This is a genomic window from Cryobacterium sp. Y50 (genome assembly GCF_002929805.1).
Lineage (GTDB): Bacteria > Actinomycetota > Actinomycetes > Actinomycetales > Microbacteriaceae > Cryobacterium.
The window spans coordinates 1-13956 of sequence record NZ_PJJM01000047.1 but is presented as its reverse complement, the minus strand read 5'-3'; the positions used below and the strand labels follow the sequence as shown (position 1 = coordinate 13956).

Genomic DNA, 13956 nt, shown 5'->3' with positions numbered 1-13956 from the left:
GGGGGATAAACGGTACACTCCAGCATGACCGGGATGCTTATCGGCTATGCACGCGTATCCACCAACGACCAAGACCTCAGCGCCCAAAAGAACGCCCTCGCCGCCCTCGGGGTTTCACTCCAAAAGACGTTCACCGATCAAGGCCTCACCGGTACGAATCGGGCCCGGCCAGGTCTTCGCGAAGCGTTAGCCGCATGCCGAGCCGGCGACACCCTCGTCGTGACCAAGCTCGACCGACTGGCGCGCTCGCTTCGCGATGCCAAGGACATCGTCGACGACCTCACCCTTCGTGAGGTGAAGCTCAGCATCGGCGGTTCCGTTCACGACCCCACCGACCCGGTCGGCAGGCTCCTTTTTAATGTGCTCGCGATGGTCGCTGAATTCGAGGCCGACCTGATCCGTGCACGCACCCGCGAAGGGAGGCAAGTCGCCAAAGCGGCTGGCCGGCTGCGCGGCAAGCAGCCCAAACTGTCCCCGGCGCAGGAGAAGCACCTGGTCGAGGTCCACCAGCGGGGCGAACACACCACCGCGCAGATCGCAGAACTCTTCAGCGTCGCCAGGTCCATGGTCTGCCGGGCAATCCAACGAGCCGGGGACACCGCCGCCTGAACGTGCGTCGTGCAGAGGTTGGGGGTAAACGGGCGTTTGTGCAGAGAAGTACGGAAAAGCCAGTGTTCACACTCGCCTGCACAACCCCGAAAACACAATGGCCGTTGTGCAGACGACTTCGGAAAATGACAATAGATCTGTCACGCAATCGAACGTACAAATGACAGGCTTGTCCGGTGCGTGCGGGTCGTGACTGTTAACGCTGTGAATTTTGCCGGTCGGTTGTGGCGTTCTGTGATCGCTTGGCGCTAGTGCTGCTGTTCGTTAGTTCGTCGGGGGTCTTCTTTTGGCCCCGCGTGGAGGCTGTTGGCAATGTTGAAGGCGTCTTCGGGGGCTTGTGTAGTGGTGCGGTCTGGAGCGAGCGTCAGCGCGTGTGATTCGGACGTTGGTTCTCTCACCGCGGTGAACCAAGCGGTTTGCACCGCTGCCTTCTTGAGCGCGCCCGAGCAGGCCCCGGGATCTTGGCGTCCTGTACGAAGGGTGAGGTCCAGGACCGTACGGCACTGTGCGCGCTCGCACGGGCCCGGACCTCAGCCTTGGCCGGACGCTTGCAGCTAGTGCAGCACTCCGCAGGCGACCGGGTCGGTTACCTCGGCGGGGAGGGTGGGGTCAAGCTCGCTCGCACCCTCGGGATCGCTGAGGTTGTACGTTCCGTTGCCGTCGTAGTCGTTTCCGTGGATCACGACGACGCCTTCACCGTCGCGGATGGCCTCGGCGATGTCCGCAGCGGTGCCGTCGCCTCCTTGGTAGCCGGTTCCGGCCACGTCCGTGAAGCCGATGTTGGTCCGGAGGTACTTATAGGTGCCGTTCTCCGAGACGGGGAACCGGGTAACGTCCAGGGCACTGGCCGGTGTGGTGTCTCCGCTGGTGGTCAGGGACACCACAATGGGGCCGTAGGCCGGAGTGCCCTCGACGGTGTTGATTCGTCCGTCACCGTTGGTGTCGTTCATCTCCAGTGTGGGGCACTCGTTCATGGCATCCTCTCCGAAGTGGATGTGCTGGGCGTGCGGAGCATCGGGGGACAAACCCTTCGCGCGGATTCCGATCGCCCTGATCGTCTCGCCGCGAACGACGGCGATGGCCTTGCCCGACGCTCCCGAGTCATTAAGCTCCGTAAGGTGGGCGGTCAGCACCGCGTTACCGCGCACCGATGTCGGGACATGCGCTGATGCCGAGGTGGCGCCCATCGACACGGCGATTAGCGCGGCTGCACTCGCTCCGAGTACCAGTTTGATGTTCTTCTTCACGTTTCACTCCTATGTGTCCTCGCCCATCGGGACGATCCCGACGATTCATGCGACAGCGTTGATACGTAGCCCTCAGCCAAATGCATTGGCCTTACTCGCACGCACGCACGCCTGCGGCGAAGAGTATCCGCAAATCTAGTTTCCTGACAGTGGTGGTTGCCGACTTTTTCCGCTGCTTGCGCATACCCTCTGCCGCTCCTCGCCGCACAGGGTCTTGCCCCACCCTGCTCCGTGTCGACCCGCGGTATCTCTGTGTGACGTCGCTATTTATCCGGACTTCGTCACTCGAATGCTCAGCGTTATCTCAGGGCGCGCGAGGTCGCTCGGAACATTCCGAGATCGCGCGCGACTTGCGCTGCTGTCTCTCCACCTTCTATGAGGCGGCGGGCATTGCGGATTCGGCTGTCAGTGATGACTTGCGGCCTCCCACCGAGATCCTTGCCGGCGTTGCGGCGCTTCGTGATGGAGTCGATCACACGTTCTCGTTTGATTTCGTGTTCCATCTGTCCGAGTGCCGCCATGATCGTGAACAGCATGGACCCCACTGGTGTCGCTGTGTCGACGTCGCCGCCGCCCAGGTTGAGTACGCGGAGGCCAGATCCGCGGCCGTAGAGTTCCTCGACGAACGCGAGCATGTTCTGTGTCGATCGGCCCAGCCGGACCAGGGTCGTGATAACGAGGGTGTAGCCGTTTTGGAGTGCGTCGAGCGCACGGTCGAACTGGGGCCGTGACGCTCGAGCACCGGAGATGCCGTAGTCGACGTAAAGGTCGTCACNGAGATGCCGTAGTCGACGTAAAGGTCGTCACGCCGGATGCCAGCGGCGAGGATGTCGATCTGTTGCCGGTCGGTGGACTGCTGTCACGTGGACACTCATGCATAGCCGATCAGTTTCGTCATTTCTGCTCCCAGGGTGTCTCATAATCAATGGCGAGTATCACAGTTCAAGCATGCGGTTATGCGACGTAGTTATGAGAATCGGCGCATCGCAAGATTCCGGCGATTCTGAGGAAGCTCAGGTCGCGGCGGTGAGACGTCTTATATCGCTAGGAATATAAGACAACACGCCCGCTCGAATTATCCGCCCTCATCGTGCCACGTCACCGTCCGGGGCGAACGTGCATGCCTTTGTCCGCGGCCATCGTTCAAAGGAGGAAGGCAACGGAGTGATCCGCATCCCTCCGTGAGAGCCGGAATCTTGACTGCGTGGGAATCAACAGGACTTCCAGCAGCCCCGCAGGCCTGCCNCGCCGGATGCCAGCGGCGAGGATGTCGATCTGTTGCCGGTCGGTGGACTGCTGTCACGTGGACACTCATGCATAGCCGATCAATTTCGTCATTTCTGCTCCCAGGGTGTCTCATAATCAATGGCGAGTATCACAGTTCAAGCATGCGGTTAAGCGACGTAGTTATGAGAATCGGCGCATCGCAAGATTCCGGCGATTCTGAGGAAGCTCAGGTCGCGGCGGTGAGACGTCTTATATCGCTAGAGTTGCAAGACAAAGCAACTCCCGATCAGTTCACATGTGACGCGCCCGTGACCGACGCATATTTCTTCTAACCGACGCTCTCAAACTCTGGCTCCTCCTAACACCAAGTCGCCAGGTCGCCATTTCGACGCTCTACCTGAGGTAGACCCTCGGCAAGGAATTCATCGGCGCTCGGTCTGACATCTCCCTCGATCTGTGCGCATTGGAGGGATCCGACTCGATTCTGTTCCAGCGGATCACCACTTCGCGGACGGCACGGCAGAATGCTGTATGGAATCGTCCGAAACTGCGAAGCACTGACGAGCTTCACTACGTCCGTAGGTACGATCACCGAGCAATCACCGACGGCTTGCTGTGATGAGTCAAGTCGCGCCAGTGACCGTCGGGGCTTCCTCGGAAGTTCCTTCGTAAGGGCGACGATCACGCCCCACATCCACTGTTGCGGACTGTTTTGAATAGGTCGGCGAAACCGCCGGCCGCGACATGTGTAACGAACGCGTTGGCGGTGCGTATGGCTGCGGGTCTGCAACTATTGTTCACATGGTTCGAGACAAAAAGGGCGGCGCGAAGCATGTGGGCGACAAAGGCAAAAAGGGTGCGGTCAGTCCCTTCTTGAAGGCGGTCGGGCCAGTGCTTCTCGTTCTGCGGGATGCTTTCGTCTTTACGATCCTGACATTTCTAGGAGCCGTCGTGGCCGTGCTCTCCCCAATCCTGTTGACCGACCCAGGGTGGGGCACGGCCCGAATCATTGCTGGCGCAATTGCGGCCGCGGCAATCTTGGCCGACAAGGCAGCCGACCGTTACGACAAAAAACTTGGTGAGATCACCTTTCGTGAGAGCGAACGATCTGCCGAGAAAGCGGTCGATGACCTGAACATTTTCATAAGCGAAGCGATCGAGTCGACCTTCTTGCGTGGTGCCGCTCGGATCGAGGCAATTAAGGCATTGCGGCGCACTCTCGCCCGGCAATCTGCCAGCGCGATCGGCGACGACAGCCGTGCGTCTTATTACTCGCTACGCAGGGAAGCAGGTGGCCTGCGCATTCTCGATAACCCTCTCCACGAAACTCGGCATGGGCGCAATGATCGACCAAACAGGCCTTTCCTGGAGCGAGAAGACCCAGATCACGAGGTTTGGGCAATTCTCGACAAAGCCGACGAAGAGACCGAGGTCAAGAGTGACCCCGAAGTCGTATACGGCGTCGACTGGAGTCAGAAGAAGTACAAGACGTTCTACTCGGTGCCTGTCAAGGCGAATATGGTGCAGCTCGGTTTCCTGAGCGTCAATAATGCGAAGGTGGGTGCCATCGGCGGCCCGCAGCGTGCTGCAATCCTCGGTATGGCGCGAACTATGGCGCTAGTTATCGCCGCGCAGAAAGGGCCGGAGTTCCTGAACACTCAGGCCGCCTACTACCGAGCGTCAGCCGGTACCGGTACCGTTGCAAATACCACGGAGGAGGTCACACCATGAAGGGCATGAACCCTGAGGAAGCCGCCGGACGTCGAGTTGACGAGAAGGCAGCACGGAGCAATGAGCGTTTGACAAAGCGTTATTCAGACAACTCGGCAGATGCACGCCGCAGCGTGAACGCGCGTGCTCAGTTTCTACAGTCCCGCGCCTTGGGCCATAGCGGTTCGATCAGCGGTGGCGCGTCGCACGCGCGTTAGTCACACACCGTAAAAAACTCTGCGGTCCCGCTCGTGAGGCTGGCGACGAGGGCAGGGGTATGCAATTGCAAGAGGTTACTGTCAGGCTGGCCGCATGTCTGCAAATAGAGGTTTGTCTTCGCTCGTGTCGTTGGCCACGTCGATGCATTCACAACCCGGCGTCTACGCGGTGCTTCTAGGTTCGGGTGTCTCAACCGGGGCGGGGCTGCTGACCGGTTGGGGTGTCGTTACGGAACTCGTAGCTCGTGTCGCGGCCGCTTCGGCCCCTAATGATTCCAGTGCAGTTTCTGCTGCCCGGGCTGATCCTGAGTTGTGGTGGAGTCAGAACGGCGTGGGTAAGTTGGGGTATTCGTCGTTATTGGAGCAGTTGGCGCAGTCCGCCGCGGCCCGGCAGGGTCTGCTTGCTGGCTTCTTCGAGCCGGGTTCAGATGATGAGACACCCGTGCTGCAACCCAGTAAGGCGCATCGTGCGATCGCGGAGCTTGTGCGCCGGGGATCAGTGAAAGTGATTGTCACGACCAACTTTGACCGGCTGATGGAACAGGCACTTGATGCTGTCGGTGTATCAGCTCAGGTGATCTCGCGGCCGGAGGCCGTCAAGGGAATGGCGCCATTGGCGCATTCGCGCGCGACCGTTATCAAACTACATGGTGACTATCGAGATCTGGGGACTCGAAACACGCCGGCAGAGCTCTCGGATTATCCCTTGGAGTGGACTGGTCTCCTGGACCAGGTATTCGATGAATACGGGCTGGTCGTGTCCGGATGGTCGGCGGACTGGGACGTTGCTCTTGTCGGTGCTTTGGAGCAGGCGACGTCACGTCGATATCCGCTGTATTGGGACCAGCGCAGCAGCCGTGGCGAGACCGCGAAACGGCTGCTGACCGGCCGGGGCGGGATCGTCCTCCCCGCCTCCAACGCTGACGATTTATTCGGCGAGCTCGTTGAGAGCCTAGAGGCTCTGGATCGGTTGTCGGCGCCGCCGCTGACCACGGCGATGGCGGTCGCCCGGCTGAAGCGGTATCTGCCCGATCCCGTTCGAAGGATCGATTTGTATGACTTAGTCATGGGCATAGTCGACGGTGTGGTCGACTCCATCGCCGCGCAGTCGGTTTCATCTTTGGATGGTGCTGAAGTGACTTGGCAAACGGTCGACGACACAATCGATAGTCACGTTCGGTCGATGCATCAGCTCGCGCCACTGCTGATAGAAGGTGTGTGGCATGACCCTGATGGTGTGCACGATCGGCTATGGGTAGACGTGGTGCAGCGACTCGTCGATGCCGGGGCAGCATTCCCGCTCCAGTCGAATCAGATGCTCCGCTCGGTTCGGCTCATTCCAGCTCTAGTGGCGGTGGCAATTGTCTCGATCACGGCGACGAAACGGAACCGGGAAGGTCTGCTGATCGCTATCGCAACCGAAGTGGAGGGCAAGACTGGTCTCGGGTTAGAGCAGCGCGCGAATGCTGCTCAGGTTCTTCATTATCAGCGGCTACTCGCGGATGACTGGGCGAAGAATTTGCCGCGGTGGGTGGGTACAAACGGTTGGGTGTATCCGACGAGCCACCTATTCACGACCAAGCTCCGTAGCTTCTTCGCGGAGCTCATGCCCGACGAGGAGGAGTTCCTGGCGGCATATCGTGGGTTTGAATACCGAATCGGGCTAATTCAGGAGTTCACTCCCGGGTATCATGCAATTATGAGTACGTCGGCGAGTGGGCGTGGCGGGGCGAGGAACCCTTGGTGGAGTTGTCGCTACGCAAGCAGGCCGAGCGCGGGCACGCGGGTCCATGGGAGTTGTTCTTGGATGGCAAACTCACTCTCGATGCGGCGCTCATCGCCCATCGGGAGGTCCTGAAGCGCTATCAGCGGTGGTGACAACGTCAGGCCGGCCGCCGCGATTGCGGCGGTGCGTAGCCGACGGCCTATTACATCTTCACCGACCAGAGACTCCAGGCGCGGATCGGCTAACGGCTCACCTTCCGCGGCCACATCATCAACATCGGTACCGCGCCCTACTTTTCGAAGAGCGCCCACGGACTACTTTTCAAAGAGCGTCGACACCGCTCACTCTAAGCACACAACCTCCGGTGGGGACAACGCAGAATGGTAAATCGAGGCCAGATCAGCTTGCCACATCCGCCAGTCGAACCTCCACGCACCCCACCTCACTCTTCGGAGTCCATGTTGACCGGCGGATGACGCGCTTCCGTGACAACGGCACCGTCTTCGCCTGCGGCACGAAATTCCAAGTAAGTCATACCCTGGCCCACCTCGTCTTCGACTCCCAAAGCACCCTACTGATCGAGCACCGCTGGCCGCTCCCCGGATCCAAATACGCTGTCGGCGGCCGCCCCGCAGACCCGGCGGACCGCGCGAACCGCGCACAATCCCGTAACTGTCAAAAGTGTTCTGCTGCAGATCTGTCAGAGATGTCCTGACACATCACACAGCTGGTCATACATTGAGGAGGTTCGCTTGCCCACATTCTGCCCACACTTCAAAAAATTTGGCATGATCCACGAGGCGTTATGGTGACCGAAAACCGTTGAATTTACGGGGCAGTGGACCTCCCACCAGGCTGTGACTGGGCGGGACTTTGGGTTCAAATCCCACCGGTACCGCCACGAGAAACCCCCTGCATTCCAGTTTTTCACTGGGGAGTAGGGGGTTTTTTCATTCCCGGGTCGACCCAGCGGTAACGCAGCGGTAACGGAACATCTGTGAGCCGGTGTGAGCAAGTGCGAGTTGAGGCACGCGGTGGGTGATGACGCACGCGACTGCCGGGTAGGCCGACGCTTCTTCCCGACGACCTCCATGGCGCGCAGTGGCGGGTCGAGAGCAGCCCGTTTCAACGTCCTCGCGTCGGTCGCAGCGAGGGAGGCGCACTGCCGGGGATCCGAGCACATGGAGATGCGTGACCTCGATACGCCCGAGCATGCCTGGGACCAATGCACACTCATACACATTTACCCGCGCCGGAATGTGTACGTGTCCGGAATCGGTGCGACCCATACGAGACAAGGGGAGTAGTCGTATCCAGTTTCGTACGTCGTACACATTTTCGCGACGACAACTCAAGTTCAGGAACTCCCCGGGCGCGCACAATTCGGGGGAGTTGGGAGGAGCGTGCACATCGGTACACATACCTGCTCTGGGTGCGAGCAGTGTCGTAAAGGTTGGAGACCCGGCGGTACAAACGGCACACGCGGGCTAGCCGCGCCAGATCCGCGTAAATCCGCGCAAGTCTAGGGAAATCCGCATGAAATTTGTGCCTTACTGGCTTCTTAAAAAATACGGTACTTGCCTGTGGCTGAAGAGCGCCTCGCGACCGTCACGTCCGAGCGTACGAACGTGCTTGCGAACTGTAGATTAGGGGCCAGGAATCACCGGTGATCGGGGCAGCGCTTCACGCTGTCACGGCGCCTTGCATCTTCTTGGATACCACCCGGCTCCGCTCTAAATCTAAGTTTCGGGCAGAGTTTCGTTGTGCGTCCCTCCGGTCCCGAGTCTCGCAACCAATGGCTTGAGCCACGGCCAGAGTCTTGACGAAAGTCCCGTAGGAGGATCGTTGTGGTCTTCAAACTGTTTACGAAGTGCTCGGGTGGTTGTCCACCACGGCGCTCACGTCATGAGCCGTATTCGAAGGGCACGTTGGAAACTCGTTTACGTTGTCATGGGAGTCCTGCTCGAAGGGTTCAACGGTCTGGTCCTCACCTCGGCGCTCCCGCCCCTCGCCGCCGCGTTGGGTGCAAACGTACTTGTGCTGTTGCTCTAGTTGGGCGGCGTGCGATTCTCCAGCGGTTCCGGCGAACCTGTCAACCCTCCGCGTGCTTGGTGGAGGATGACATCTCGGCCACGAGCCGGCTTCGTCGTCGGGTCGCTCCTCGTCCTTAGCATTGTCGACGGTGTCTTCTTCGTGATGTCTGGGTCGGGCAACTCCACGTTTAGCTACGCCCGGGGGCCGTAATCGATGGTTCGTTAGCGTTCTTGTTTCTTCGGTCGTCGATCCAATTGCGAAAATTCCCGCCATAGACGGTAGCTGACCCTGTTGAGGCCCCGCGATGGAAGCCATTCAAACTTAGGCGGTAGATTTTTCCGGGGAGCCCAGTCCTTTTGTAGCAATCAACCTAGACGGCGCGTACGGGCCTTCCTCCCGATATCGACCAAGCAGCTGTTCATGTGGAGTTCCGACCGAACAGCATGAATTTGGCGATCATCTATGGTGTTTATACAGGGCGCTGCATCCTTACTGCAGGACTTGCTTGAGTGATTCACAACCGAGTCGCGATCGAACAAAAACCGAAGGATTGCCCCGTGCTCAAGGAACTTCATTTGAAGAACTTCCGTTCGTTCGTGAATTTCAAGGTGAGCTTTGGCAACGGCGCTTACTTAGTCGGCCCAAATAATGCGGGCAAGTCGACCCTTCTCACCGCCATTCGGGTGGCTGACACTCTGGTGCGCTACGCACACCGACGCAAGCCAGACAAATTAGTGACGGATCGAGATGTCAGATTATCCGGATATCCAATTGGGCTTCGAGAGTTTCCTGCGTTGCGAGACAGTTTGCGTTTCGAGTTCGGGTCTGCGGAGACCAGGTTAGAACTGATCTGGAAGAGCGGCGCAAAGCTCACGGCCGTGTGGCCAGAAGAGAACTCAGACGACGATGGGAGCGAAGAAAGTTTCTTCTATCTGACCGCCCCTGATGGATCGATCGTGAAGACAGTTAGCCAAGCCAAGCCAAGTCGTTGTTCCCTCAACTCGGCTTAGTTCCTCTCCTCACTCCCACGGAACACACGGAAAAGCTGCTGGCTGACGACTACGTGAGACAGAATATTTCCGGAAGACTCAGCAGTCGGAATTTCCGAAATCAACTCAGGGTGCTGAACGAAGCGGACGCGCTGCAACCATTCCTCGATTGGGCGGAACCATGGCTTGACGGAATTACGTTTGACAGCCTCGCTCTGGATTACACCGATGATGGCCCGATCGTGCACGTCTTTTTCTTCGAAGCACATAGTCGCGTTCCGAAGGAAGTCGTTTGGGCCGGCGACGGCATCCAAGTCTGGTTACAGATCCTGTACCACGTCTTTAGAGTTCGCGATTTCGAAACGATCGTCCTTGATGAACCGGAAGTTTATTTGCACCCCGACCTTCAGCGCCGACTCGTTCGTCTATTGGATTCGACTGAGCGGCAAATTGTTATAGCGACACATTCATCGGAGATGATCGCGGAGTCTGATGGACGGTTGACCACTCTCGTAGACAAGTCGCGTCGCCGGGCCATCCGCTCACGTAGCGACAGCGACTATGAAATGCTGTCGACGACGCTTGGCACTGCCTTCAATCTCCGGCTCGCGAAGGCGCTTCGCTCACGAGTTGCTGTATTTGTCGAAGGTCACGACATGTCAGTCCTTCGGATCCTTTCCAAGACTCTCGGTCTAGCTGCCCTCGCCAGCGAAAGAGGCGTAACAGTTATGCCGCTGAATGGATACAGCAATTGGGGACAAGTCGAACCGTTCAAGTGGCTTTGCGAGAAAATCCTCCCCAACGCTCTGACCACCTTTGTGATCCTTGATCGGGACTATCGCCCCGAAAGCACGAGGATCGCTGTAATGAATGACTTCGAATCGGCTGGCGTGCGCGGGCATGTTTGGGGCCGCAAGGAGCTCGAGAGCTATCTGATCAATTCCGCAGTAATCGCTCGTTTGTCCGGCGCCTCAGAAGGCTCAGTAGTCGCGTGGCTCGATGAGATCACCGCCGCGATGGAGAACGAAGTTTTCGGGCGAATGTTGTTTGAAACGCAACAGTCCGACGGGAGCGCTAGAAATCACTCCGTCAGCATCACCACAACCTTCAAACCGATTTTTGATGCGCGATGGTTGGATGCGGCCAATCGTCTCCACATTTGCCCTCCGAAACAGATGATCGCCCACCTGAATGATAAATTGCAGTCAGAAGGAAAGAAGTCGATTTCGATCGCTGCATTGGCAAGAGCGCACCGGATCTCGGAGATCCCCGAAGAGTTGGCTCGCGTGCTGCGTGAAATTGAGGCTTCGATCTAGGAGCAGTCCTGGACGTCAGCTACGAGAGCACCATTTGCTTGAGGGAACCTCTGGTGCCAGCCGACTGCGACCCGCTGTCGGACCTCGCTTGCGCGAGGCAAGAGTAGTTGACCGACTGGCGGGAGTTTGGATAGCGGTGCGCGGATTGACTGCATTTGTCGCAGATTCAGCGTAGTTTCGCTGATTGAGCAACGTCCAAAACCATGGATTGCAGGGACATAGGCCGAAATGGGGCCCGCCCGGGCGATCGCCCGTCGGCCAGCAACGGCTAACGGTCGGCAGTCAGCCGCCCGCAAAGGTGCGTGCCCTTGTCTGTGGGCGGCAACAGTGCGCTAGATTCCCGCCATCGCAGCGTATCTACCTGAGCCGTTCAGTGCGGCGTACAGCGTCTGCCGCGACACCCCGAGGTCGCGGGCCACCAACGCTTTCGGGACTCCGGCATCGATCCGCTCGCGTGCCTCTGCGATCTTGTCCAGTCCGAGCTTCGCAGCTTTCTTGTAGGTGCCGTTCCGCTTGGCGATGGCGATGCCCTCTGCTTGCCGCTCACGGATAGTCTTGCGCTCCAACTGAGCGATTGCGGCGAGAACTGTGAGCATGAATTCGCCTTGAGGGGTGTCCGAATTTAAGGCGGGGTTGTCAACGAACTCCAGGGCGACGCCCTTCCCCTTGAGCCGCTCGACTAGAGCGAGAAGGTCTGTCGTAGAACGGGCCAGGCGGTCCAGTGATTTCACCCGTACCTTGTCCCCATCGCGCACGTAGGCGAGCATTTCCTGGAGCTGCACTCGGTCGTGGGCGTTCTTGCCCGAAACCTTGTCGGAAAACATCTTGTCTACTGGGCCGAGTGCTTCGACCTGACGCGCCTCGTTTTGGTCGGCGGCGCTGACGCGCACGTAGCCAACCACCTGCCCTTTGTGTCCAGTCATGTCTGGGTCCCCCGTCGTTCCTGTCCAATTGCATCGGACACCCACCCTGATTGACGCGGTTGCGGAGGGATCTCAACCTGCCTACTTGGGTACACCACAACTAGGCACTTTTTGCTTGTACGGAAGCCCCCTCCGTGCGGTCGCGGTCTTGTTGTACCTTTTGAACCATGAGCCTCGAGCAGAAAATCCCACCAGTCGAAGATCTCCTTGCGTTCATCGAGGAGCAGGAAGCACGGCTGCTCGGCCGTGCTTACGACGTCAAAGGAACGGATGCAGGCGAGTTCCAGGTGATCTACGGTGTTTGCGCACAGGCGATCCGCTACTCGGCTGCCTTCGCCACGTTGCATAGGGCGGGCAGACCGCGCGAAGCTGTGGTCCTCGCGCGGCAGGCCATCGAGCATGCAGTAACAGCACAATGGGCGCGCTTCACAGAAGGCGGTCTGGAGAAGCTCGTCGCGACTCTCCAAGCCACTCACATCGACTTTTACAGCAAGATGTCGGCCTGGCTTAAGAACACGCAGCTCATTGACGCTGTGGAAGCAGAGACCGAACGGCTCGGCAGACTCGGCAAAGGGATGCCACCGGTGGCAGACAGGCTCAGAGCGGTCGATCAGAGCCAGATGTTGGAAATGGTTTACAAGCAGCAGTCTCAGCTGGTCCATGTCACGAGCAGCTCGACGACGGGTTTCGTCAGGATAGACGGCGACGAGATGACGCTGGTTCCCGTGCCAGACGACCCGCACGGCGTGAATACGACATACGTGGCAGCAATGGCCGCCATGTTCGCCGCCTGGCTCATCGAAGACCTGATTGTGGGCAAGCCTGGGATGCTGAGGCTTGACCAACAGTCCGACCAACTGTTGCTGCCGATCAACGTTGAGACGTCAATTCCTCGTGGAAACGATGGCTGATTGCCGGCAACGGTAATTCACAGCCCGCCTACGTCCGGCTCATAGACGGCTCCATCGGGATCCTCCTCGGTGCCATCAGGCAGAAATCACTTCCCAAGGGAGGTCGTATTGTCAGCTCATGCGAACGTGAGACGTCTTCTCTGTGAATCGCGGCCAGCAAACTCCGCTGTAAGAGGCATTTTACCTCCAAGGATCTGGAACGCGGACGCGGGATTCAGCCCCGTGCCCAACGGTTTATGAGTCCGCTGCTTCATCACTCATCAAGGCCGCCTCGAGTAGTAAAGGCGCGATCAAGAACAGCTACTTCCGGGCGTGCGTGCCTGGAAAACCGGAGAGAAACAGAAGCACCGTGAGGCAATCGAACTCCGGAAGCTCCGCGAAGCGGCAGAGCGGCACTACAACCACCATCCAGAGCTTCGACCTTCTGAGTCGTCTACGCTGCTGCGGTGAGGGTCGGCCCGTCCCCTTTTGAAGGTAAGGGCGTGACCTCGACGACGTTGAGTACTGCAGCGACCGGGAGGGAAGCCTGTACGGCTGCGTCGACGAAGTGTTGGTCGCCGATCAGTGCGGGGTTCAGCCAGTCGTCCCACCAGTCCCGAGGGAGTGGGACAGGGTTGCGGTCGTGAATGTGCAGGAGCTCGTCGACGGCGCTCGAGGTGAGGATCGCTGCTGTGAGAGTCCAGAGGGTCGGGTCGTCGTCCGCTTTGGAGGGATCTTTCCACCATGAGTAGAGGCCGGCAAAGGCCAGGATCGCATCGTCGGGGTTGTGGATGTAGAACGGGGTCTTCTTCTTCGTGGTGGGGTCGGTCTTCCACTCGTAGTAGCCCACCGCTGGCTTATCCGATACTGATAAACGAGCATGCTCAACGTCTTTGATGGACCGTCGAGCAACCAGCTCATTCATTGAAGACGGACATATCTGGTACTTGTCGACAACAAGACCACGCGGAACACCGCTTCTTTTTGGCTCTCCTGACGTAACCGTGGGTGGTTTCCGAGCGCCTTAACGAGTACACGCCGCTCTCCGTCTAGGTTTCTAACTGTCA

General features: G+C 58.9%; 11 protein-coding genes. 7 read left to right on the top strand and 4 right to left on the bottom strand.

Going from position 1 to position 13956, the window contains the following annotated elements; genetic code table 11:
• Positions 1-24 precede the first annotated feature (24 nt).
• A complete protein-coding gene (locus CXY73_RS01145; protein ID WP_104176541.1) occupies positions 25-609 on the top strand; it encodes a recombinase family protein in 585 nt (194 codons plus the stop codon).
• A 554-nt stretch (positions 610-1163) separates the two neighbouring features.
• On the opposite strand, the gene CXY73_RS01140 is transcribed toward CXY73_RS01145, so the two are convergent.
• Both CXY73_RS01140 and CXY73_RS01135 read right to left on the bottom strand, forming a co-directional pair.
• The gene (locus CXY73_RS01140; RefSeq protein WP_104176540.1) at positions 1164-1856 is read right to left on the bottom strand and encodes a hypothetical protein; all 693 of its coding nucleotides are present in this window, start codon (positions 1854-1856) and stop codon (positions 1164-1166) included.
• Between the two features lie 299 nt (positions 1857-2155).
• The gene (locus CXY73_RS01135; RefSeq protein WP_369831186.1) at positions 2156-2605 is read right to left on the bottom strand and encodes a recombinase family protein; all 450 of its coding nucleotides are present in this window, start codon (positions 2603-2605) and stop codon (positions 2156-2158) included.
• A gap of 1516 nt (positions 2606-4121) precedes the next feature.
• Between CXY73_RS01135 and CXY73_RS01130 the strand changes: the two genes are divergently transcribed.
• The 5 genes from CXY73_RS01130 to CXY73_RS01115 all read left to right on the top strand — a co-directional run bounded on the left by CXY73_RS01130 (position 4122) and on the right by CXY73_RS01115 (position 11076).
• Positions 4122-4814, top strand: coding sequence for a hypothetical protein (locus tag CXY73_RS01130; protein ID WP_146071564.1), 693 nt, complete (start codon positions 4122-4124; stop codon positions 4812-4814).
• Positions 4815-5105: 291 nt separating this feature from the next.
• Complete coding sequence (locus CXY73_RS01125; RefSeq protein ID WP_104176538.1) at positions 5106-6869, top strand: SIR2 family protein; 1764 nt, start codon at positions 5106-5108, stop codon at positions 6867-6869.
• Positions 6870-8642: 1773 nt separating this feature from the next.
• Entirely contained in the window at positions 8643-8789 is a 147-nt protein-coding gene (locus CXY73_RS21750; RefSeq protein WP_158253978.1) for a hypothetical protein, read from the top strand.
• A gap of 539 nt (positions 8790-9328) precedes the next feature.
• Positions 9329-9781 (top strand): AAA family ATPase, encoded by a 453-nt coding sequence (locus tag CXY73_RS01120; RefSeq protein ID WP_158253977.1) that lies wholly within the window; start codon positions 9329-9331, stop codon positions 9779-9781.
• A gap of 53 nt (positions 9782-9834) precedes the next feature.
• On the top strand, positions 9835-11076 hold the full coding sequence (locus CXY73_RS01115; protein ID WP_233198064.1) for an ATP-dependent endonuclease: 1242 nt from the start codon (positions 9835-9837) through the stop codon (positions 11074-11076).
• A 332-nt stretch (positions 11077-11408) separates the two neighbouring features.
• On the opposite strand, the gene CXY73_RS01110 is transcribed toward CXY73_RS01115, so the two are convergent.
• Positions 11409-11999, bottom strand: a complete 591-nt coding sequence (locus CXY73_RS01110) for a recombinase family protein (RefSeq protein ID WP_104176535.1) — start codon at positions 11997-11999, stop codon at positions 11409-11411.
• A gap of 167 nt (positions 12000-12166) precedes the next feature.
• Here CXY73_RS01110 and CXY73_RS01105 point away from each other — a divergent pair, with 167 nt between their 5' ends.
• Positions 12167-12910 carry a DUF5677 domain-containing protein gene (locus CXY73_RS01105; RefSeq protein ID WP_104176534.1) on the top strand — a complete coding sequence of 248 codons (744 nt, stop codon included), beginning with the start codon at positions 12167-12169 and terminating at the stop codon, positions 12908-12910.
• Between the two features lie 433 nt (positions 12911-13343).
• Here the strand turns inward: CXY73_RS01105 and CXY73_RS01100 are convergent, their stop codons facing one another.
• Positions 13344-13739 (bottom strand): SOS response-associated peptidase family protein, encoded by a 396-nt coding sequence (locus CXY73_RS01100; protein WP_158253975.1) that lies wholly within the window; start codon positions 13737-13739, stop codon positions 13344-13346.
• Between the last annotated feature and the right edge of the window lie 217 nt (positions 13740-13956).

Coding starts and splice junctions, on each gene's coding strand:
- CXY73_RS21750 (WP_158253978.1), top strand. CDS start 8,643: ATGAGCCGTATTCGAAGGGCACGTTGGAAACTCGTTTACGTTGTCATG.
- CXY73_RS01125 (WP_104176538.1), top strand. CDS start 5,106: ATGTCTGCAAATAGAGGTTTGTCTTCGCTCGTGTCGTTGGCCACGTCG.
- CXY73_RS01145 (WP_104176541.1), top strand. CDS start 25: ATGACCGGGATGCTTATCGGCTATGCACGCGTATCCACCAACGACCAA.
- CXY73_RS01110 (WP_104176535.1), bottom strand. CDS start 11,999: ATGACTGGACACAAAGGGCAGGTGGTTGGCTACGTGCGCGTCAGCGCC.
- CXY73_RS01105 (WP_104176534.1), top strand. CDS start 12,167: ATGAGCCTCGAGCAGAAAATCCCACCAGTCGAAGATCTCCTTGCGTTC.